Below are 22,292 nucleotides of genomic sequence, written 5' to 3' on the forward strand. Positions count from 1 at the left end.
CATGACGTTCTACAAACTGTGCTTCTACGTCCCTGAAGAGCACGCCGAGGCGGTTAAGACGGCGGTTTTCGAAGCCGGCGCCGGGCGCCTGGGCAACTACGATTGCTGCAGCTTTCAGGTGCGTGGCCAGGGCCAGTTTCGCCCCCTGGAAGGCAGCCACCCGCATCTGGGCGAGCAGGGCGAGATCGAGACCGTGGACGAATTCCGCGTCGAAATGATCTGCGCCGACGACCACCTCAAGGCCGCCCTCAGCGCTCTGCGCCTGGCGCATCCCTACGAAGAGCCCGCCATTGATGTGTGGCGGCTGGAAGATCTGCCGGGTTAAGCGCGCCAGTTGGGCACACAGCACGCTTTGCGCTGCGCGCCACACGCTGAGTCAAACCCCGGCCGGACGCTGGCGCCGCAGGGCCAGCAGTCCGAGCAGGGTCAAGGATAACCCGCCGCTGGCGCCGCCACCGCCCAGCTTAAAGCCGTCGTCGAGTATCCCGCTGCCGGTTCTTACCGCCAGCACGCCCGGATCGCGGACGGTGCCGTCGGCGTGCCCGTCGGCGTCGTTGGCGCCACCGTCCTCAATCGACAGCCGCACGCAGGCGTCGCCTTCGGTGAGGCCCGGCGTCCAACTGTCCGCGGACACCGCCGGGCACAGGCCCAGGCCGTTCTTCGGCGCGCTGTGCAACTGGTTGAACTCGTCCTCCAGGAAGGTGTGCCAGCCACCGTTCAGGTACTTGCGCCACACCGCGCCGGCGGGGATTACCGTGTCCCCCACCAGCGGAATCGCCACCGGCACGGTTTCGCCGGGCTGATTGAGCGCCTGGATTTTGAAATCGACCGCCACTCCGAGCCGCCGATAGTCACCGTCCTGCGGTAGGGAGCCGTCGCTGAGGCCCAGGCCGAACTCGCCGCTGTCCCAGGACTGGGTGGCGCTGGTGCCGCCCAGGGCCAGCCGGAAGGGGCCAGCGGTTTCCAGATAGGCCTTTTCCTCGCCGTCGCAGAGTGCCACCCGGCTGCCCGGGCACAACGCCAGGCGGTGATCCTCACCGGCAAAGGGATTGGCGGCCGGCGGCACGCCCTGTATCAGGTCATAGCATCCTTCCGGCGGGCAGGTTTCCACCACCTGCAAGGTGGCCAGGGCCACGCCCTGGCTATCGGCGGTGGTGGCGGTCACCGCGATCTCGTAGCTGCCGGGTTCCAGTGTTTCCATATTGAAGGCGGCCTGGGTGCCGTTGCTGAACAGCGGCAGGTTGTCCGCCCGCCACTGGTACTGCTCGACTTGCGCGTTGCCGGCGTCGACGTTGAGGATCACGGTGCCTTTGTCGCGGCCCACCACCCGGGTGTCACTGAGCAGACCCTGGCCCACGGTGAGTGACAACGACAGCGGCAGCGGATCGCTTTGCAGGGTCAGGGCCTGGGTGGCCGGATTGCCGGCCAGGGCGCCGTCCAGCTCGCTGAGTTCGAGAGCGGCGGTGTCGCCGCCGCCGGTGGGCACGGACAGCGAGAGCCGCCGTGCGTCGCTTTCAACCAGGGTGAGCGCCTGGGTCTCGAAGCCCATGCCGTTGCCGGTCAGAGTGGCGGTGACCGGGTAAGCAATGGGTTCGTCGTTCAGCCAGACGGTGAGTTCGCTGGTGTCATCCCGCAGGGCGCGGCGATGGCTGCTGGCAAATGCGAGATGGGGCAGCACATCGATGCTCACCTCGGTAATCTCGCCGGAGACCTCATCGCTGAAGTGGAAGGTATAGCGCCCGGTGCGTTCGGACGTAAAGGTGTAGCTGCCGTCCTCATTGACGCTCAGCAGGGTGTCCGCTTCGTCGCCGAACAGGGGCGCGTCAACGCCGGCGCGCATCCGGTACACGGAGGACACGACTTTGTCGCCGGCACCGCCTTGCAGACGGAAGCTGACGCTTTCGGCACTGGCCAGAGGGCCTTCCTTGTCCTTCTCCGCTGCGGTGGACGGGTATATCTGTGCCTGCACCGTGCAGTCACCGGTGAGCGGCGCGGTGGTGATCAGGTCGCCGGCCAGGCTGGCGCCACAGTCGCCAGCGACCACCACATAGTCGGAGGGGTTGGCCAGGCTCAGCTCGAAGCTGGCGGTCTCATTGACGTACCGGGTCTGGCTGGCGGGTGTGATCTGGCCCTGCCCCTGGACCACGGCGGTGGCGGTGTACTCGGGCAGCGCCCGCCATTGGGCGGTGACGCTGAGGTCGTTGGCGGGCATGGTCTCCGGCAGGGCTGGCTGCCAGCCGAGGAAGGCATAACCGGTGCGGGTGGGCGTGGGCGCGGCGATGGCGTCGCCGAAGTTCACCGACAGGTCGTCCAGGGCTTCGCCACCGTTGGCGTCGAAGCTGACCGTGTATGCGTTCGCCTGCCACTGGGCGTACAGCGTCATCGCCGCATCGCCTACGGTCAGGGTCTCGGTATAGCCGCTGCCGGTGCCGTCGGCCTGGGTGTTCCAGCCGGTGAAGGTATAGCCTTCGCGAGTGGGCGCCGCGGGAAGATCAACGGCGGTGTCGGCGAAGTAGAGAACGCTGCTGCTCTGTCCGGTTTGCGTGTCGAAGGTGATGTCGATATCGGGGGTCAGGGCGGCCAGATTGTGCGCTGTCTGGTCGCCCACCGCGTTGAACGGGCCACTCACATAGAGCTGGTCGCCGCTGACGGTCAAGGCGTTGACCACCTCGGTAATGCCCGGCTCCGGCCGCTGCCAGCCGCTGCCGTCGTACACATACAGGCCGGTGTCGGCGGCGGCGAACAAGAGACCCTTGAACTCAACGGCGGAGGAAATGGCAGGGGTGGCCGCGTCCGGCAGCGGCTCCGCCCAGCCTGTGCCCACGTAGACATAGGCGTGGGTAGTGTCGGTGTCGGCATCCGGCGCGAACACCATCATCTGGCCCTGGTAGAGGGCCAGGGCGGTGAATCTGTCGACCTCCGGAATGCCCGGGAAGGCGCCATAGTCGCCGGTGCCAGGGTAGGCGACCAGATTCATGTCGCCGCCGTAAAAGCGCATGTCGCCGGCCAGAAACAGGATGTCCTGATGGACCTCCAGGTCAAGCAATTCACCGGATAGCCCGGTGACGTTCAGACCTGCCCAGGCGCTCCCGGTCCAGGCGGCCAGCAGGGTGGTCGAGGCGCCGCCGGCCTCGTTGAAGTCGCCGCCCATGTAGAGCTGGTTTCGCCACACCCGGAAGGTCCGCACGGTATCGTTGACGCCGCTGCCCAGGGGCTGCCATTGCTCGCCGTCCCAGCGGGCGACGCCGGCGGCCGGGTTGCCGTCCACGGCGCTGAAGTCGCCGCCGGCGTAGAGTTCATCGTGGAACATTGCCAGCGCCAGCACCGGGCCGTTGAACCCTGCCCCCAGGGCGTGCCATTGCTGGCCGTCCCAACGGGCGACGCGGGCGCCCGCGTCGCCGGCGTCGGTGGAGGTTTGAGCGGCGTACAGATCGCCCTGGTACTCGACCGTCGCCGGTACGCTGTCGCCGGGCGAGCCCGGATCGATGGCCTCCAGGGCCGCCCAGTTGGCATCGCCGAGGGTCAGGGCGGTGGCGGTGTGGGCGATCAGGCAGACAAAGGTCACCAGCAACGCGGCCAGGCCGCGTCGGGCATTCGATAGAACGGTCACGAACTCTTCCCCCAGGTTTGGCGCTCCCACGCCAGCGGTCATGGATGCACCGGGCTGATCGTGGACCACCCCGGCGTTATGTCGTTATCGACGTTATGGGAAGAAGATTAATCGGTTTTTGTGACGGAGTGTATCCGCTTGGTACGCGACTTGTTGCGAATGCGAAATTATTCTTGGTTGCCTGTCAGAGCGCATCGTCCAGGGAGGGCTTGCGTTTCAGCGGGGCGATGTCCTGGGTGCGGATCGGGTAATCATTGCCGCTGGCGCGATCCTGGAAGAAGAATTTCAGGGTGCGGCCGATGGTCGGAAAGGCCAGCTCGTCCCAGGGGATCTCTTCTTCGCTGAACAGGCCGACGTCGGCGCTTTCATCGCCCACGGCGTACTCGCCGTTGACCATTTCGCCAAGAAAGAACATGTACACCTGATTGATGTGGGGCAGATTGAACACGGTGTACAAATCGCCCACTGCCACCGTGGCGCAGGCCTCTTCCCAGGTCTCGCGGGCGGCGCCTTCCTGCAGGGTCTCGCCGTTTTCCATATAGCCGGCGGGCAGGGTCCAGTAGCCGATGCGTGGCTCGATGGCGCGTTTACACAGCAGAATGCGGCCTTCCCAGACCGGCACCGCGCCGACCACGATTTTCGGGTTCTGATAATGGATCACGCCGCACTGGTCACACCAGTAGCGCGGGCGGTTGTCGCCGTCGGGAATGGAAAACTGAATGTCGTGGCCACACTGGCTGCAATACTTCATGGATGCGCTCGCCGGAATCAAGGTAAGCAGCGTAATGGCTGCGCGCCCGGCCCGCAATTGGCGATCAGGGTTGGGGCTCAGGCTTGCCCCGGCGGGTGTGCCTGTTCAAACTGGCGTATGAACTGAAAAACGAATTCTTAGGCGGAGAACGAAGTGACAACATTCCCTGGGCCCGGCACGGCTTCGCCACAAGGCGCCGTCGCCGCAGTGGGCCCGCAGGTGGCCGGTCGCTGGTTGGCCGACATGGTGGGGAGGTGCGCATGAATCCCCTGGAGCGTCTGCGCCAGCGCCTGCCTGATTACACCGTCAATGATCTGTTTCTGGAGGCACTGCCCGAGGCGGCGGTGCTGATGCCATTCGTGGACAGCGCCGAGCCGGAACTGATTCTCACCGTGCGTTCGCATTCAATGTCCACCCACGCCGGCGAAGTGGCGTTCCCCGGCGGTAAGCGTGATCCCGGTGATCGCGATCTTAGAATGACCGCGCTGCGGGAGAGCCGTGAAGAGGTTGGGCTGCCCTATAAGGAGGTGGAAGTACTGGGGCAACTCTCGCCGCTGGCGTCCCGTTTTGGCATGAAGGTGACGCCGTTCGTGGGGCTGGTGACGCCTGGCGTTGAGCTGGTGCCGGAGCCGGGCGAGATCGCCAGCATCTTCCAGGTGCCGTTGAGCTTTTTTCTGGACGCGCGGCCGGAGCTTTCCGAGCCGGTGGAGGTGTATGGCCGGCGACTGCGCATGCCCAATTACTACTTCGAGGACAAACGGATCTGGGGCCTCACCGCCCTGATGATCCTGGACCTTCTTAACCATGTATACGATACCGGTGTGCGTTTCGACCTGACCGAAGCGTAGCGATAAGAGAGGACAACGCGATGATCTATAAAATGGATGGCCGTCAGCTTGAGCTGCGCGGCGAGGGGCAGTGGATCGCCCCCAGTGCCACGCTGATCGGTTCGGTGGTTCTGGGCGCCAACGCCAGTGTCTGGTTCGGTGTGGTGATCCGTGCCGATAACGATGTGATCGAGATCGGCGAGAACAGCAACGTGCAGGAAAATTCGGTATTGCACGTGGACCCGGGCGTGCCGATGAAAATCGGTAAGGACGTCACCGTGGGCCATAAGGTGATGCTGCACGGCTGCACCATTGGCGATAATACCCTGATCGGCATGAATGCGGTGGTTCTTAACGGCGCTCGTGTTGGCAGCAATTGCATCATCGGCGCCCATGCCCTGGTGCCCGAGGGCATGCGGATTCCCGATAATTCCCTGGTGATGGGCGCGCCCGCCAAGGTCATTAAGCCGGTCACCGACGGCCACAAGGCGATGATCGCCATGGGCAGCCAGCATTATGTGGCCCACGCCCGTCATTTCGCGGAGCACCTGCAGCCCGATGAGCGCTTTGACCAGTAAGCCGGTGTCACCGTGCGTGTCGATCTGCGCGCTGGACGGCGACGATGTCTGCGTTGGGTGCTTCCGTACCGGTGGGGAGATCAGCTATTGGGGTCTGCTGGACGCGCAGCGCCAGCATGAGGTATTGAATCGGTGTGAGCGGCGCATGGCCGGTGAGCCGGCGCCCTGCGTGGTGCAACAGGCACGAAAGGAGGGGTGGTGATGGCGGAGTTGCCGGCCCCCACCGGGGTGGAAAAACCGAAGCTGGGCCTGGCCCTGGGCAGCGGGTCCGCCCGGGGCTGGGCGCACATTGGCGTGATTCAGGCGCTTGAGGACATGGGGGTGCGCCCGGATGTAGTGGCGGGCACGTCGATTGGCGCCCTGGTGGGGGGTGCCTACGTTAATGGCGCGCTCAGCGATTTCAGTGAGTGGGTGAAAAGGCTCACCACCCGGGACGTGTTCAGCCTGATGGATTTCACGTTCTCCGGTGGCGTGGTCAAGGGCGAGAAGCTGTTCGGTTACTTCGAAAAGATGCACGCCAATCCAGACATCGAAGAGCTCGACCAGCGCTTTGTCACGGTGGCCACGGACATGAAAAGTGGCCGCGAGATCTGGATCAGCAAGGGGCCGATTCTGGACGCGGCGCGGGCATCCTGTGCCTTGCCGGGGGTGTTTTCGCCGTTTCAGCACCAGGGCCGCTGGATGCTCGACGGTGGCCTGGTGAATCCGGTGCCGGTGTCCGCCGCCCGCGCCTTCGGCGCCGACGTGGTGATCGCCGTGAACCTCAACGCCCAGTTGGTGGGGGCTCACCTGAGCCGTCAGCGGCCGCCGGATGACGACCAGGGAGGCAACGAAGAAGACCGCAGCCTGTGGCAGAAAATGACCAACTACTTCAGTTCCGGCGAAGGCGAAAGCCCGGGTTTTTTCGACGTGATCGCCTCCAGCGTCAATATCATGCAGGACCGCATCACCCGCTCGCGCATGGCTGGCGACCCGCCGGAGATCACCCTGATTCCGCTGCTCGAGGACTTCGCTTTGATGGATTTCCACCGCGCCAAGGAGGCGATCGACGAAGGCTACCGACTGGTCGAACGCCACGCCGCCGACATCCGCGCCTGGCTCGGCTCCCCCGACGCGGATCGGGTTTGAAGTTGGTTGGACGTTGAAAGTTAAAAGTTGAAAGGAAAAGCCGGCATGGGAGCGCGGGCATAGGCCTATTTTAACCTTCAACTCTTTGATTCGCCGATGCCCGCCGTACCCGCACCGCCTTCACCATATTGTCCTTCACCTGCATGATCTCGATCAGGTAGTCGTCCACCTTGATCGAGATGTTGGCTTCGGGGATGTCCTGCAGGTATTCCAGGATCAAGCCGTTGAGGGTGCGTGGGCCAACCGTGGGCATTTCCCAGCCCAGGGCGCGGTTGATGTCGCGCAGGTGGGTGGAGCCGTCGATCACATAGCTGCCATCTTCCTGGGGGTGGATGTCCTGGCTGGTGGCGGCCAGGTCGGTGGTGAATTCGCCGACGATTTCTTCGAGGATGTCCTCCAGGGTCACCAGCCCGAGCACGTCGCCGTATTCATCGACCACGATGCCGATGCGCCGCTTGGCATTCTGAAAATTGATCAACTGGCGGTTCAGCGAGGTGCCCTCGGGTACGAAGTACGGCTCCACGGTGTATTGCATCAATTCCGCTTTGTTGATGTCTTCCTTGAGCAGCAGCCGGCTGAGCTTACGCAGGTGCAGCACGCCGAGCATGGTGTTGGGGTCTTCCCGATACACCGGCAGGCGGGTGTGCTGGCTGGCACGCAGGGTGTTGAGGATCTCGCTCATATCGTCATCAATGTCGATGCCGACCATTTCATTGCGCGGAATCATGATGTCTTCGACGCTGACGCTCTCCAGGTCGAGAATATTGAGCAGCATCTTCTGGTGCTTTTCCGGGATCAACCCGCCGGCTTCGTTGACCACGGTGCGCAGTTCTTCCGGGCTGAGATGGTCCTCTTCGTTCTGGCCGCCGCGGCTGCCGACCAGCCACAGCAAGCCGCTGCTGATGCCGTTGACCAGCCATACCAGCGGTGCCAGCAGAATCTGCAGCGGTCTGAGCACGAAGCTGGCGGGAAACGCCACCCGCTCGGGCCGCATCGCCGCGTACGTTTTCGGGGTGATCTCGGCGAACACCAGCATCACCAGCGTGATCACCACCGGCGCGACGGCGGCGCCGGAGTCGCCCAGCCAGCGGATCGCCAGGATCGCGGACAGGGTGGCGGCGAAGTTATTGACGAAGTTGTTGCCGATCAGAATCACCGACAGCAGCCGGTCGGTGCGTTTCAGAAGTGCCTCGACCCGGGACGCCGCCCGGTGGCCCTGGCGCGCCAGATGGCGCAAGCGGTAGCGGTTGATCGCCACCATGCCGGTTTCACTGCTGGAGAAGAACGCGGAAGCGAGAATCAGGATGATCAGGGCGGTGAGCAGCCACCCGTCGGAGAAACTGTCCAAGAGGGAGTCGTTTGGTTGCTTATGGGCAGATCATTGTTTGGTCGCCGGGCCGGGCTGTCAAGCTCGCTGGCAGTGAATGCCTGCCGTTGGGAGCGATCCGTTCGCGTGCGAGCGGCGCCGCTCCCACGGCGGCAAAATGGTGGCCTTCTAAGCTACCGGCACCCCCCCAAGGGCGCATCCGCCCCGCCGATGCAATCGTATGGACGCCTTGATGGCGGGAGGGAACCCCAACCTTAGCGAACCGGAGCCGGCCGGGGTATCCCTTGATCAGGGGAGTCAACGATTCAGATCGACCTCCACGGTCGCGGTACTGCCGTCGCGTTGCGGCACCCGCAGAACCATGGATTTCGGGCCCTGGTAGTCGCTGGGCAAACTGCCGGTCACCGCTCCGGTGGCTGGATCGAAGGCAATGCCCTCCGGTACCGGTTGGCCGTCCGGCATTTCGATCTCCGGCGCGCCGCCGCCCGGATTGCCGGGCAAATTCACCGGAATATGGATCTTGCGTTTTTTCTTCTTACCGTTGTTGGTGGGGCTGGTGCCAGCCGTACCGGCTCCGGACGAAACATTGGTAGCATTACCGCCGGCACTGGCGCTGCCATTGTTGTTGGAGCTCGAACCAGAGCCTGACCCGGAGCCAGAGTTGGAAGTGCCGCTCGTGCTTGCGCTGCTGGAACTCGTGTTGCTGCTGGCGGTACCGTTGCTACCGCTAGTGTTACTGGAGCTCGAACCAGAGCTTGAGCTGGAAGCGGAGTTGGAATTGCCGCTCGCATTGGCGCCGCTGGAACTCGTGCTGCCGCCGGTCGTACCGTTATTGCCACCACTGGAATGCGTGCCGCTGGTTCCGTTTCCATTGTTGGTGTTCGTATTGCTGGTGGTCGGGGTCTTCTTGCGGCCCGACATTGTCTTGCCTTTGGTGCGCGAGCCGTTAATGTCCAAGGCGATGTCGTAGCCGGTTTTTTTGTTGGTGCGGGCCTGTTTTTCCACCGGCCCGGTGATGCTGGTTTTGTTGCTGTCGATATGGGCTTCCTGATCGACGACTTTATTGCCTTCGATGGTTACTTCCCGTGCGGAGATCGAGGTGACGTCGCCCTGGCGGGAGTCCGTCTCGCCGGCGGCCACGCCGACGTCGAAGGACTGCTGTTTCTTGCTGACCTTGATGCCAGCCTGGAAACCCCCGTCCTTGGAACTTTGTTCATTGACGGCTTCCTTGAGCACCACCTGGCCGCCGGCCTTGATGCCTGCTTTGCCATCGCGGGCATTGATTTTGGCGCCCTCGGCGATGGTGTCGCCGCCGGAGGACAGGTTGATGTCGCCGGAATTGGAAGTCAGGGTCACGCCGCTGCGCTGTGTAGCGGAGGCTTCTCCTGTGTTGTAGCCGCCCGACACCGAGCCGCCGGGTTTCTTCTTGCTGATGCTGGCTTCAACGCCCACGTTGTAGCCTTCGCTGCTGCTGGACTGGGTGCTCTCAGCGGCCAGCAAATTGATGTCGCCATCGCGGGACGCGACGTCGATATTGTCGCCGGCGGACACCGCTGTCCCTTCAAGAGTGGTGTCGTTGGTGGTTTGAATATTGACGTTGCCACCTGCCATCAGGCTACCCGCCACCGCCTCGGAACTGCTTTCGGTGGTGTTGTTCTGGTCATAGCCCGCGCTCAGGTCGACGCTTTTTTCCGCCACATCCACTTTGACGCCGGCGTTGGCGTTGTCGACGCTGCCGCTTTTGCTGGTGGTGTTGGCGGCCGCTTTGTAATTCAGTGACTCCGCAGCCAGATTGAGATCCCCCTTGGCTTGCATTCGCGTGCCTTCCAGGCTGGTCTCGCCGGAGGTGGTGGAGCTGATGTCACCGCCTGCCTGATAACGGCTGGTGACCGCCTGAGAACTGCTCTGGTCGCTGTCTTCCTTCTGGTAGTCGTAGCTGGCAGTGATGCCGGCACCGACGGTGGGTTCCACCTTGACGCCGGAATCGGCGCCCACGCCGCCCTGGGCGCCGGCATTGGCTTCGATGCCCGCTTCGCCGGTGACGCCCAGCCGTGCTTCGTGGGTGGTGTCGCTGCTGGTGCTCCAACTGGTGTTGGCGGCGGCCTCGTCCTTGAGTGTGGTGGCGCTTTGTTGGATGTCGCCGCCGGCGGTGATCTGCGTGCCCTGATCATGAATCAGGTTGTCCGCGTTGCGTGTCACATCGTCCCCGGCGGTAAAGCTGTTCACCTGGCTGGTGGTGCTGCCGCTGCTGCCGCTGCTTTCCTCGCGGCCGTAGCGCAGCCCGGCGCCCACCGTGGTACCGGCCGCGGCCTTGCCTTTAACACCGCCGCCGAGAACATTGGCGTTGGCGTTGCCCGAGGCTTCCGCGTTGGCGGTGCCACTGACATAAAGGCCCCCGGTCTGGGTGGTGGACGAACTTGTTTGTGAGTGACGATCCTCGGCGGCGAGATTGCGGATGTTCTTGGCGTCAATGTCGATGTTGCCGGCGGCGTTCACCTCGGAGCCCTTGAAGGTGGCGTCCTCGCGGGCGTTGATGGTAACGCTGCCACCGGTGGCGTTGAGGGTCGAGGCGCTGTGGGTGAGCGAATCGGTCCGCTGATGACTACTCTTGTCTTGCACGCCCAGGGTCGCGGTGGTCTCCGCCTGCGCGCTGGCATCGGCGTTGGCTTTGGCGTTGGCGGTCATGCCGGTGGCCGTGGCGTCGGCGCCTGCCTCGGCCTGTGCGCCACTGTCCACGAACACGCCGACGGCGAAGCTCTTTTCATTGGTGGTTTTGCTGTGGGTGTTTTCGCCGGCCAGTACATTTATGTCTCGCCCGGCCAGGGAGAGGCCCTTGCTGGTGACGTCGGAACCGCGGATGGTCAGGTCGTTGCCGGCATCGACGTCAAGGTTGCCACCCACATTGAGACTGGAGGCGACGCTGGTAGTACTGGTTTCCTCGGTGTTGGTCTCGGTGGTCTTGTAGAAATTCAGTGCCGACTCGTTGCCCGCTTCCGACGACGCGGAGGCAGAGGCTTCCGCCGAAGCCGGACCGGTACCGGTGCTGGCGTCGGTCTTCGACGCGCTGGAGCTGCCGGTATCGGTGGAGAACACGGTCATGGTCTCGGTTTTTGTCGTGGTGCGGCGTTCGTCCAGACCATCGAGGATATCGATGTCGTTTTCCGCGCGCAGTGCGGCGTTGCCGCCCACATCCACATTCGCGCCCTGGATTTTTATGTCCTCGCCACTGTCGATGAGCGCATCGCCCCCAACGTTGAGATTGGCCGCGTTGTTGGTGCCGGTGAAATCGTCGGTGGTGGTGTCGCGTTCACCGTACAGTCCGCCGGCCACGCCGAATCCTTCTTCCCGCTTTTCCGTGTGGGTGGTGTCCTGATCCTGACGAGATTCCAGACTGTACGAGCCACCGGTGAGCGTAGCCATGTTACCGCCCACGCTCACATCGCTGGCGGCGATGGTGGTGTCGTTGCCGCTTTCCAGCAACATGTCGCCGCCCATATCCAGGTTGGAGCCGATGTGGCGGGTTTTGCCCCGGGTGGTCGTGGTGCGGCTGTTGCCGGACTCGCTGTAACGGGTCGTCGTGGTTTTGTTCTCGATGGTGTCCACGACGATGTCGTTGCCGGCGCTGATGATCGCGGTGCCGTTCGCCGACAGGTCGGCGCCCTGGTTGCGAATATCATTCTCCGCGGAAAGCAGCAGATCGTTGTTGGAAACGATGCTGCCGGTCTTGCCGAGCACGGTCCGATAGGTGGTATCGTCGCCGGCGCCCTCCGCCACGGTCTGGTTGGTGATGTCCCCCTGGGCGGTCAGGTAGACGTTGCCGCCACTGATGTCGCCGCCGATATTGGTGATGTCCCGGTTGCTTTCCACCACCAGGGTGTTGCTGCCGGACAGCGTGCCACCGTTGTTGGTCAGATTCTCGACGTCCATGAAGGTGTTGTCGGCGGCGATCACCGCGCCGTCATTGATCGACTGGCGAGTGGCCTCGGACAGGTACACCTGTGGCGCCAGTACGGTCTGCCCGTCCACTTCCCGCTCCACCATCCAAATCATGTCCTGATCGAGATTAGCGACTTGCTGTTCAGAGAGTGGTTCACCCCAGGTGAGCCCCAGCGTACCGGCTTGATCACCGGATGAGGCGTAGAGGCTTTCGATCATGCTTTGCTCGTCGGCATAACCAGAAAGCCGGTTGTTGCCGGTTTCGTTGAGCAACTGCTGGCGAATCAAAAAGGCTTCGTAACCGGCGTCGCCCAATCGCAGGCCGATCTGGTCCAGATCCAGACCCAGTTGATCGGCGAGGAAGTCCGAGCCAAGCAGGTTGCCGCTGGTATACAAGGAATTGGTTTCCACCAGATAGTCGGCTTGCGGGTCCTGACTGGTGACGAAATAGCCATTCGGGTTGTCGGGCAGCGTGATCGGGAGCAGTGGTATGTTGCTGCCAGTATAGTTGCCCAGATTGATGCCGTTGGCGCCGTTCGTGCCGGTGCTCACCACGTTGCCGCTAAGCGGATTGCCACTGGTGGCTTCCGCGGCATCCTGATACGGAGAACCTTCGTTGTTCAGGCTGCCGCCTTCCACCTGTAGATTGGTGGCGAAAATACCGGCACCAAAGCTTTTCTCCACCGCGATGTCGTCGCGGACCGCGCCGTCGGTGGCGGCATCCCGGCCCCGCTGGACAAGAGCGTCGCTGGGCCTCGTTCTTCCTGCCTGTTCGGTGCCTCCGACTTTTTCCCAGCCGGCGCCGGGCGACCAATTATCGTGTACGTATTGATCATCATCGACGTCGCCGCAATTCTCGCAGGCGGCGTCGGCGATGGGTGCGTCCGGGTCCGTTCGAGCCCAGACACCCAGGTAGTTGTCGGCGGCGATCTTTTCATCACCGAATTCGATCCAGCGGCGGGTGTAGTCGTAACGGTAAAGCGTCAGTGATTCGTTGGTGAAGACCGCCTGATCATTGCTGGTCTTGAGGACCACATTGCTGGCGGACAAGACGGCGACCCGGTTCAAGCCGCTCTCACCGTAGTTGACAGTCAGGGTGCCATTGTTGCCGGTGGACAGAATTTGCGCTTTTTTCCGGTTGGTAAGTTCAGCTTCGGTGAGGTCGCCGGACAGCGATTCTCGGCGGGTGATCCGATCCTCAACCACCCAAACATTCATGCCGCTGTCCGCCCCGCCTTCGTTGGCGATCTTGATTTCGGATTCGTCGCGGGGGTTCTCGGCGTCACCCAGTGTCTTGTCGATGCTCTGGCCGTCGAAGCGGGTTTCATTCACGAACGAACGCTCGACATTCAAGGTAATATCATTCAGCGAAAGAATTTCACCGTAGTTGGTGAAGTCGACGCTCTGGCTGACTATGTCGCCCACGCCTCCGGCGTTGTCGCCGCTGTGAATGGTGGCGCCTTCGTGATTGATGATGTTGCCCCGCGCGGTCATATTGAGAACGCCGCCGGCATAGAGTGAGCCGGCATTATCGATGTCGGCATCGGTGTTCAATGTCAGATTGTCGGCGGCGGAGAGGCCGGCGGTGTCGCTGTTGTCGATACGTTGGGCGCTCACCGCCAGGTCACCGTGGGAGTGAATGGCGCCACTGTTTTCCAGGCCACCGTTGAGATCGATTTCGGTGGTGGTGGTGCCGCCGACCAGGCGCGCCTTGGCATGGTCGACTTTGAGGGTATTGGCGGCCAGGATCAGGCTGCGCTCGCTACTGATCTCACTGCCTTTATCGTCGTCGCCATTGAGCGTTACCGCATCCGCTTGAAGGTTAATGTCACGGCCCTTCAGCATGCTCTCGGCTTGCAGGGTCAGGTCCACGCCACTACGTGCTTGCGCGCTACCTTGACAGTCGCCGATACCGGTAATGCAGAGAGTGGCGCCGCTTTGCAGCGCGCCACTGTTGATCAGTTGATAACCCGCGCTCGCTCCACGCACTGTGATGTCGCCATAGGCCAGAATGTTGCTGAAATTCTGCAACGTGTCGCCGATGGTGATGGAGAGGCCGCCGGCGGATTGCAGAATGCCATCGCCGGTGTTCCTCAATGTGCGCAGATTCAGGTCGGCCACGCTGTTGGCCAGGTTGGCGGCGATCAGTTCACCGCTGTTGTTCAGGGCGTTGCCGTCGATGTCCGCGCCTTTGGTGGACAACATCAGGCCGTCGTCCCGGTTGCGGATAGAATCCGCTTGCACGGTGAGGACGTCGCCGGATTGCACCTTGCCTTGGTTGTCGAGCGCGCTGGCGCGCGCGCCGGTCCGGCCGCGCACGGTGGTGGCGCCGTTGCCACCCAGGATGCCGCTATTGTCGACCAGACCATCGGTGGCCACGGTGGTGTCTCCGGTACCGGCCAGGGTGCCCTGATTGTCAACGCCTTCCTTGGCATTGACCGTGACATTGCCAGGGGACGTGTTGCCGCCAGCCACGATGTGCCCTTGGTTGTTCAGAGTAGTGTCGGTGTCGATCCGTACATCGCCGTCTCGCGAGGAAATCGCTTGTTCCTCGCCATCGCCGGTCGTGATGTCCTGCCGGGCGCGCAGGGACAGATCCTGGTTGGCGATGATTTTGGCGTCGCCCAGCGCCAGGCCGGCGTCGGTGGCGGTGAGCGCCACGGTGTCGCCGTACAGGGTGGTGCCCAACGCCGCCACGTCCAGGCTGGCCAGGGTCCATTGCTGGGCCCCGTCGCTGGTCCAGCCGGTGCCATTGAGCGTGGCGTTGCCGCTGATATTCATGGCCACGCCGGCGGCGCCGTAGCGTTGATTGTTGAACTCGCCCTGCGTTTGCGATGCTTGGTCGTTCAGGCTCCCCACGTTCGCGGAAAAGGTGCCGTCCGCTGTCAGGGTGCCGCCGGTGAGGCGTGCCTCGCCGGTGGCATGGAGTGACGCATCGCGTTTCGCCGAAATTCTGGCGTTGTTCAGCACCAGTGCTTGTTGGCCGCTTTGGCTGGTGGCCAGGGCGACGTCACGTTGCGCGGAGATGTCGCCGCCGACTTCGATCTGCCCGGCGGCGGTAAGGCGAAAGTCGGCGCCGGATGCGGCGGCGTCGCCGAGCATACGAACCCCGACACCCGATTCGGTGGCATGAATATAGATGCGATCCGCATACATGCCGCCCAGCGCGGTGGAGTCCAACGCCAGTTCCGGGGCGGGTTCGTCGCCGTCGACGGCGCTTGCCTCCCTAGAGGCATAGTCCCAATCGCTGGCGCCGGCGGTGATTCGAAGGTCCCGGGCATTGACCATGCCGTCCAGTTTTACTGAGCGGGCCACCAGATCGAAGTAGTCCTGGTTGGTGGCGTTCAGCCCCTGGCCGTGAATCAGGATTTGCCCGCGTTCCACGTTGAAACCCTGCAAGACGCCATTGCGAATGTCTGGCCGGCCGGTGGTCAGAGTCACTCGGTCGGTATTGATGAAGCCGCAGCCGTTACAGGTGATGCCATACTGATTCGCCAGCACCACGTCGGCCTTGTCGCCGACCACTTCGGTGAAGCCCGAGAGCTGGCTGCGGTTGGCGGCCACCACTTCGTTGAGAATCACTCGGGCGCTTTTGTCCAGATTGGCGTTGGACAGAATCTGGCCGGCCAACTGCGATTGCTGTTGAGTGCCGTTGGCCAGGCTGCCGTTGTTGAGCACCAACCCTTTCTTGTTGACGTTGTAGTCCAGGTATTTGTTGTGCGACAAACCCTGTCCGTTGGCTTTGTCGATGTCGACCACGGTGACGCCGTTGGGGGCCTGGTAAACGCGGGTGCCACCGGAGCCGGGGGCCACCTTGACGCCATCGGCCCAGGCCAGGGCGGGGACCAGCAGAGCTCCCAGGGCCGCCCGTGCGAGCCGTCGGCGGATCGAGGCGCCGCGGCGCCCGCGGCGCTCGGTTTCAGCGACTGGCACGAAACTTTGCAGCCGATCACTCCAGACCAGACGAAAAACGTGATTAAGCGTCGCCTGTTTCATGGTTTCCCCCCCTCCAACCGCAATCGGTCAGATTAAAATTGTTAGCGTTGCGAAGACTTCGTAGCCTTCGTCATCCAGACCGTCCGGTGTCGACACCGCCTTGCCGCCGGCCACCTGCAGTTGCAGGAAACGGTGGCTGATATCGACGCCGACGGCGGCGCCGGCCAGGTGACCGCCTTCTACCTGGTGATGGTTGAGAATTTCACCGGTGTCGTAGGCGATAAACGGGCGTAGCCCCAGGTTTTGCCCAAACCAGCGCGCCCGCATCGGCAGGCTCAGCTCATTGCGCCAGTAATAGCCGCGGTCGCCGGCCAGAGTGCTGTTGCGAAACCCGCGTACGCTGTACAAGCCGCCCAAGGAGAATTGCTGCGATCCATACAGGACGTCGTCGGCGTATTGAGCTTCCAGATTGGAGCGGAACGAGAGCAGCCGGCCGGTGATCCGAAATGCTCTCTGCCAGCCCAGTCCCGCGTTCCATTTGCGGTACTGCGCGCGCGGTGCGTCGTCGGGCAACCCGGAGACATCGTCCAGGGCATTGAACAGGGTTAGCCCCCAGCTATGGTTCACGTGCGCATTGACCAGGCCGCCTGCCAGGGCGGTGGAGCCGTTGACTCCGAAGTCGAAGCTGCTGAGCCGGCGGCTGCTTACTTCCAGGCGTTGACCGGCGAGGTAGTTCTGGCTGCGTTGGGAAGACAAGGTGCTGGTCAGCGAGAGGCGGCTTTTTGCATCGCGGTAGGCGACGAAGTCCGTGGCGATGAACGCGTTGTTCTGATTGCCGTCGGAGATCAGGGTGATGCCGGGCAGCTCCACCGGGGTGGCATAATCGGAGCGCGAGAAGCCGGTGGTGAAGGTGAAAGCGCCGTAGGGAAACGAATAGAACATTGAGCCGGCCCGCGAGTGGCGGCTGTCGAAGTCGCCGTCCCCGATGGTCTGGGAATACGACAAGTACAGGCTGTCGTTGAGCTGGAGAGGGTTGTCCAGGCTCAGGCCCAGGGCCATTTGCTGTTCGCCGGTGGATTCCAGACCGTGGTTGTCGTAGGAAAGGGTGGCGTGAACCCGGCGCCGGACCTGGTTGTTGATTTCCACCACGGTGCTGCCGGGCTGCTCGCCGGGCACCATATTCAGGACCGCCTGGTTGGATTGCAGGCGGTTGATCTGGTCCAGTCCTTGCTCGAAATCACGCAGGTTAAGTGGGTCGCCGATGACGCCCGGAAAGGCGGTGCCGAGATTGATACTGTCGCGGTCGCCGTCACGAAGCTGAATGTCCTCCACGCGGCCCTCAATGATCAGAATGCGCAGGATGCCCTGTGACAGATCCTGGGCCTGGATGTAGGCGCGTGCCGCGATGTAGCCGCGGCGGATATACAGGCCGGTAATGTCGGCCATCAGGCGCTCGATGTCCGGTACCGAGATGCAGGTGTTCGCGTAGGGTTTAACCAGTTTTTCTTTGGTGGCCTCGGACAACAACGACGCGCCGTCGATCTGGACGGCGGTAATCTCCCGGCAGGGTTGATTCGGAGTGGGCTGAGGCGCTGTGGGCGGGAGCGGCCGCTCGATCACGGTGCGAGGCTTCTGTTCTTCCAGGCGGCGCCGTTCCCGCTCCAGCCGTTCTTGTTGTTGGCGCTGGATTCGCTCGGCCTGATCGGCGACGGTGCCGGCGGTTTGCCCATAAACCCCTGAAGCCAGTGCCAGAAATAACAAGGCCACCGGCCATTTTGAATTGATAAATATTGGTTGCCGCAAAAGTCCGTCCCCCCGATTGGACCTGAGAAAAAGGGACGGTACAGTGCGCTGTGAACAGGCTGTATCCCTTAAATAGGGGGTGCTGAGATGCGGGGCCTGCGATGATCAGGCATGGCCGAGCCACAAGGCGGTCAGTTCCGCGCGGCTGCGCACGTTGAATTTCCGAAACAGGGTTTTTACGTACTGGTGGGTGGTGTGTGGGCTTTGGCTCATGGCTTCGGCGATGATTTTTTCGGCGCTGCCGCTAAGCAGGTGTTTGAGCACGTTTCGCTCGGTGGGTGTTAGTGGCGAGTCCGCGACCAGTTGTCCGTAGCTGAGATGGATCTGCCGGTTGAACCACCCCAGACTGCGCAGTGCATAGCTGGCGATTTCCAGCTCTTTGGGGGTGAAGTTTGGTTCGCCCCGCAGCCGGTCGAAAATAAAGTAGCTTTCCACGTCCTCATTGACGGGCATCACCACGAAGAGCCGGTCGATGATCCCCCGGCCCAGATAGTGATGGATGTAGTGGTCGCCGGAATAGAACTCTTTGGAAACATGGTCCACCATCAGTGTGGCGCGGAAGCGTCCGGCTCGACGCACGTGATTGTAGGTGGATTCATCGGGGATGCCCTTGTCCAACTGCTTTACAGTGCTGGTATAGGCGTGTTGATCCGCGGGTAATTCTCCGTGAAACACGATGGATCGAGCGCGCCAGCCGTACAGCGGATCGGCGGCGGCGTCGTCAATAAGACGCAGGGAGGAAAGCCAGTAGCCGTGGCGGGATTCAATCAGGTTGCCGATTCGACTAAACAGTTTGCCCAGGCTGATCTCCGGCTCCGAGGCCGGGAGGTCCGCCATTTCATCCCAGAGGCAATGAATAGAAGCAAGCGTCGCGTCGTCGATGGTCATGCCATGTGGATTCCATGGTCGTTCATTGATTTGGCGGCTGTACGCAGGATTTGTTCTTTCTATCACGCTTCGAGATCGGCTGGCAGGGACCGGTTTCACACCCTGTTGAGAATCACCTCCAAGACCAGCTGGGTACCGAAGAACGCCACCAGCAAGCAGACGAAGCCGGCCAGGGTGAAGCGGATCGCGGTGCGGCCGCGCCAGCCGCTGAGGTGCCGGCCGCCCAACAACACCGCGAAAATCACCCAGGACACCAGCGTCAGCACGGTTTTGTGCATCAGATGCTGGGCGAACAGGTCGTCGACATAAAGAAAGCCGAACAGGATCGCCAGAGTCAGCAGGCTTTCACCCAGCCAGATGGTGTCGAACAGCATCGATTCCATCACCTGGATGGGGGGGAACAACCGCATGACACCGCGAATATGGCCGTCCTTGAGCTGGCGGTGCTGCACCATCAGCAGGATCGCCTGGCAGGCGGAAATCACCAGCACCGCGTAGGCGGTGATGGAAAGCAGCACATGCAGGCCGATGCCATGTTCCAGTGGGTGGGTGCTGTAACCGGTGCGGATCAGCAGGCTGGCGGGCACCACCAGGGTGGCGAACGGAAACACCAGCACGCCGGTCCATTCGAACGGCCGATAGAGGCTCGAGGCCATCACCAGGCCGGCGCCCACCATCGCCACCGACGACGCCACCGGCATCAGGCCCAGGCGCAGGCCATGATCGGTGACCATCAGAAAGTACAGGCACACGGCGTGGGCGAGCACGGCGAGCGCGCCGGGAATCACCAACGCCAGCCGTGAAGGCGCTGACTGGCCGCGAAACTGGCGCACCACCAACACTGACGCGAGCGCATAAAACAGGGTGGCGATCAGGCCGAAAATCGCAGCTGGGGTCATGGGGAACCTCGGGTTCCTGGGCGGTTTTACCGGAAAAGGCCGCCGAAGTCTGGCACAGCTTTGGGCGCTTTTGAAGCGCTGCCATGACGGCGACCGCACCGGTGGCCTATAATCGGCGCCCTGTCGTCCGGCTGCCATTAATGGCAGCGCGGGCCGATCGAAATCAGGAGGTTGATGACCATGTTCGAGAATCTCACCGAGCGCCTGGGCCAGTCGCTGAAAAGCCTGGCCGGGCAGGGGCAGCTCACCGAGGACAATATCCGCGACACCTTGCGCGAGGTGCGCAAGGCGCTGCTGGAGGCCGATGTGGCCTTGCCGGTGGTCAAGGAATTCGTCGAGCAGGTGAAGGAAAAGGCGCTCGGTCAGGAGGTGCTGCAGAGCCTCAACCCGGGGCAGGCCTTCGTCAAGATCGTCAACGACGAGCTGATCCACACCATGGGCGACGCCAACGACGCCCTCAATCTGGCCACCAAGCCGCCGGCGATCATTCTGATGGCCGGCCTGCAGGGCGCCGGGAAAACCACCTCGGTGGCCAAGCTGGCGCGTTTTCTTCAGGAACGCGAGAAGAAGAAGGTCATGGTGGTGTCCGCCGATGTCTACCGTCCGGCGGCCATCGAGCAGCTGAAAACCCTGGCGGGTGAGGTGGACACGCACTTCTTCCCCTCCAGCGGTGATCAGGACCCGGTCGACATCGCCAACGCCGCCCTTGACGAAGCGCGCCGCCGTTACATGGACGTGCTGATCGTCGATACCGCCGGCCGTCTGCACGTCGACGAAAACATGATGTCCGAGATCAAGCGTCTGCATGGGGCGATTCAGCCCACCGAGACGCTGTTCGTGGTCGACGCCATGACCGGCCAGGACGCCGCCAACACCGCCCAGGCCTTTAACGAAGCCCTGCCGCTCACCGGCGTGATCCTCACCAAGGCGGACGGTGACTCCCGGGGCGGGGCGGCGCTGTCGGTGCGCCATCTGACCGGCAAGCCGATCAAGTTCATCGGCATGGGCGAGAAAACCGACGCCCTGGAGCCGTTCCACCCGGATCGCATCGCCAGCCGGATTCTCGGCATGGGCGACGTGCTGTCCCTGGTGGAGCAGGCCGAACGCACCATCGACAAGAAGAAAGCGGACAAAATCGCCAAGAAGTTCAAGAAAGGCAAGGCGATGGACTTCGAGGATCTGAAGGATCAGTTCCAGCAGATGCGCAATATGGGTGGCATGGCCAGCCTGCTCGATAAACTGCCGGGCATGGGCAGCATGATGCAGGCCGCCCAGGACCCGGCGGCGATGAAGCAGATGAAACACATGGAAGCGCTGATCGATTCCATGACGCCCAAGGAGCGCCGCAATCCGGATCTGATCAAAGGCTCGCGCAAGAAACGCATCTGCGGTGGCGCCGGTTTGGACGTGCAGGATCTTAATCGCCTCATGAAGCAGCAGAAAATGATGGCGAAGATGATGAAGAAAATGCGCACCAAGGGTGGCATGAAGAACATGATGCGCGGCATGGAAGGCATGATGGGCGGCGGTGGCCCGGGCGGACCCGGTGGCGCCGGCGGCATGGGTGGGGGTTCCGGCGGTTTGCCGCCGATGGGCGGCGGTGGCGGCCTGCCGCCGATGAAGTAATGGCTTCAAGCTGCAGGCCACAAGCGGCAAGCCGTGCGCCAAGCCTGCTTGTGGCTTGCAGCTTGTGGCTGTACAATCTGCGCCCTTCGCGAACCGTCCGGCCCCGGGCTGGCGGTGGTTCAAGCGGATACGATGGCCAGCGGCGGGTGCCGCCGGTCGGGAAACCGGATTGAAACAAGGTAGTAAACATTATGGTAGTGATTCGTCTGGCCCGTGGTGGCTCCAAGAAACGTCCTTTCTATCACATCGTGGTGGCCGATAGCCGTACCGCCCGCGATGGCCGCTTTATCGAGCGTCTGGGTTTCTTCAACCCGATCGCCAGCGGCGGTGAAATCCCCCTCAAGCTCGACAGCGCCCGCGTTGACGAATGGGTTGGTAAAGGCGCCCAGATGTCCGAGCGTGTGAAGACGCTGGTCAAGAAGGCCCGCAAGGAAGAGCAGCCGGCCGCCTGATGTCACCGGACGATGCGCTGGTGGTGGGCCGTATCACCGCGGTCCACGGCATAAAAGGGTGGGTGAAGGTGTACTCGTTCACCGACCCGATGGAAAACATCTTCGATTACCAGCCCTGGTATTTGCGCCAGGGCGACGCCTGGGTGCCAATGAAGCTGAGCGGCAAGCGCCGCCAGGGCAAGGGGCTGGTGATTGGCCTGGACGGGGTCGAAGACCGCGATCAGGCGCAGCGTGAGCTGGTCGGCCGCGAGATCGCGGTGTCGCGGGATCAGGTGCCCGAAGCCGGCGAAGGCGAATTCTTCTGGCGTGATCTGATTGGCCTGCGGGTGAAACTCGAGGACGGTCGTGATCTGGGCCGGGTGGACAAGCTGCTGGAAACCGGCGCCAACGATGTGCTGGTGGTGCGCGGCGATGCCGACAGCATCGATCAGCGCGAGCGGCTGCTGCCGTGGGTGCCCGATCAGGTGATCGTCAACGTGGACCTGGACGCGGGTGAGATGAGGGTCGATTGGGACCCGGACTTCTGAACCT

At 62.7% G+C, this 22,292-nt stretch carries 15 protein-coding genes; 8 read left to right on the plus strand and 7 right to left on the minus strand.

All coding sequences use genetic code 11. From position 1 onward, the window contains the following. Position 1 precedes the first annotated feature (1 nt). Positions 2-325: a Nif3-like dinuclear metal center hexameric protein gene (locus tag CGS25_RS02595; protein ID WP_101674507.1), complete on the plus strand. Its 324-nt coding sequence runs from the start codon at positions 2-4 to the stop codon at positions 323-325. Between the two features lie 51 nt (positions 326-376). Here the strand turns inward: CGS25_RS02595 and CGS25_RS02600 are convergent, their stop codons facing one another. Further along, the gene (locus tag CGS25_RS02600) at positions 377-3,610 is read right to left on the minus strand and encodes an InlB B-repeat-containing protein (protein WP_198588673.1); all 3,234 of its coding nucleotides are present in this window, start codon (positions 3,608-3,610) and stop codon (positions 377-379) included. A 184-nt stretch (positions 3,611-3,794) separates the two neighbouring features. Continuing rightward, positions 3,795-4,361, minus strand: coding sequence for an NUDIX hydrolase (locus CGS25_RS02605; RefSeq protein WP_089031460.1), 567 nt, complete (start codon positions 4,359-4,361; stop codon positions 3,795-3,797). A gap of 260 nt (positions 4,362-4,621) precedes the next feature. Here CGS25_RS02605 and CGS25_RS02610 point away from each other — a divergent pair, with 260 nt between their 5' ends. Genes CGS25_RS02610 through rssA form a run of 4 tightly spaced genes read left to right on the plus strand, consistent with a single transcriptional unit; the run spans position 4,622 to position 6,894 of the window. Next, a complete protein-coding gene (locus CGS25_RS02610) occupies positions 4,622-5,209 on the plus strand; it encodes a CoA pyrophosphatase (RefSeq protein WP_089031461.1) in 588 nt (195 codons plus the stop codon). Between the two features lie 20 nt (positions 5,210-5,229). Beyond that, a complete protein-coding gene (locus CGS25_RS02615; protein WP_101674509.1) occupies positions 5,230-5,766 on the plus strand; it encodes a gamma carbonic anhydrase family protein in 537 nt (178 codons plus the stop codon). Beyond that, a complete protein-coding gene (locus CGS25_RS02620; protein WP_089031463.1) occupies positions 5,747-5,968 on the plus strand; it encodes a DUF1289 domain-containing protein in 222 nt (73 codons plus the stop codon). Before CGS25_RS02615 ends, CGS25_RS02620 begins: the two co-directional genes overlap by 20 nt. After that, the gene (rssA, locus tag CGS25_RS02625) at positions 5,968-6,894 is read left to right on the plus strand and encodes a patatin-like phospholipase RssA (RefSeq protein WP_089031464.1); all 927 of its coding nucleotides are present in this window, start codon (positions 5,968-5,970) and stop codon (positions 6,892-6,894) included. Before CGS25_RS02620 ends, rssA begins: the two co-directional genes overlap by 1 nt. Before the next feature lie 70 nt (positions 6,895-6,964). On the opposite strand, the gene CGS25_RS02630 is transcribed toward rssA, so the two are convergent. The 5 genes from CGS25_RS02630 to CGS25_RS02650 form a co-directional block, all read right to left on the minus strand. Beyond that, on the minus strand, positions 6,965-8,242 hold the full coding sequence (locus CGS25_RS02630) for an HlyC/CorC family transporter (protein WP_101674510.1): 1,278 nt from the start codon (positions 8,240-8,242) through the stop codon (positions 6,965-6,967). A gap of 276 nt (positions 8,243-8,518) precedes the next feature. Next, a complete protein-coding gene (locus CGS25_RS02635; protein ID WP_101674511.1) occupies positions 8,519-16,153 on the minus strand; it encodes a hemagglutinin repeat-containing protein in 7,635 nt (2,544 codons plus the stop codon). Positions 16,154-16,180: 27 nt separating this feature from the next. After that, positions 16,181-17,854 carry a ShlB/FhaC/HecB family hemolysin secretion/activation protein gene (locus tag CGS25_RS02640; protein ID WP_198588674.1) on the minus strand — a complete coding sequence of 558 codons (1,674 nt, stop codon included), beginning with the start codon at positions 17,852-17,854 and terminating at the stop codon, positions 16,181-16,183. Positions 17,855-18,001: 147 nt separating this feature from the next. Further along, positions 18,002-18,784, minus strand: a complete 783-nt coding sequence (locus CGS25_RS02645; protein ID WP_089031468.1) for a helix-turn-helix transcriptional regulator — start codon at positions 18,782-18,784, stop codon at positions 18,002-18,004. A gap of 95 nt (positions 18,785-18,879) precedes the next feature. Then, a complete protein-coding gene (locus CGS25_RS02650; RefSeq protein WP_101674513.1) occupies positions 18,880-19,683 on the minus strand; it encodes a cytochrome C assembly family protein in 804 nt (267 codons plus the stop codon). 180 nt (positions 19,684-19,863) lie between these two features. On the opposite strand from CGS25_RS02650, the gene ffh reads away from it, so the two are divergent. The 3 genes from ffh to rimM all read left to right on the plus strand — a co-directional run bounded on the left by ffh (position 19,864) and on the right by rimM (position 22,288). Then, the gene (ffh, locus tag CGS25_RS02655) at positions 19,864-21,309 is read left to right on the plus strand and encodes a signal recognition particle protein (protein ID WP_101674528.1); all 1,446 of its coding nucleotides are present in this window, start codon (positions 19,864-19,866) and stop codon (positions 21,307-21,309) included. Positions 21,310-21,500: 191 nt separating this feature from the next. Beyond that, positions 21,501-21,761, plus strand: a complete 261-nt coding sequence (rpsP, locus tag CGS25_RS02660; protein WP_089031470.1) for a 30S ribosomal protein S16 — start codon at positions 21,501-21,503, stop codon at positions 21,759-21,761. After that, positions 21,761-22,288 (plus strand): ribosome maturation factor RimM, encoded by a 528-nt coding sequence (gene rimM, locus CGS25_RS02665; protein ID WP_101674514.1) that lies wholly within the window; start codon positions 21,761-21,763, stop codon positions 22,286-22,288. Before rpsP ends, rimM begins: the two co-directional genes overlap by 1 nt. Positions 22,289-22,292 lie beyond the last annotated feature (4 nt).

This window comes from Alloalcanivorax mobilis, assembly GCF_002864685.1.
In the GTDB taxonomy this organism is placed as follows: domain Bacteria; phylum Pseudomonadota; class Gammaproteobacteria; order Pseudomonadales; family Alcanivoracaceae; genus Alloalcanivorax; species Alloalcanivorax mobilis.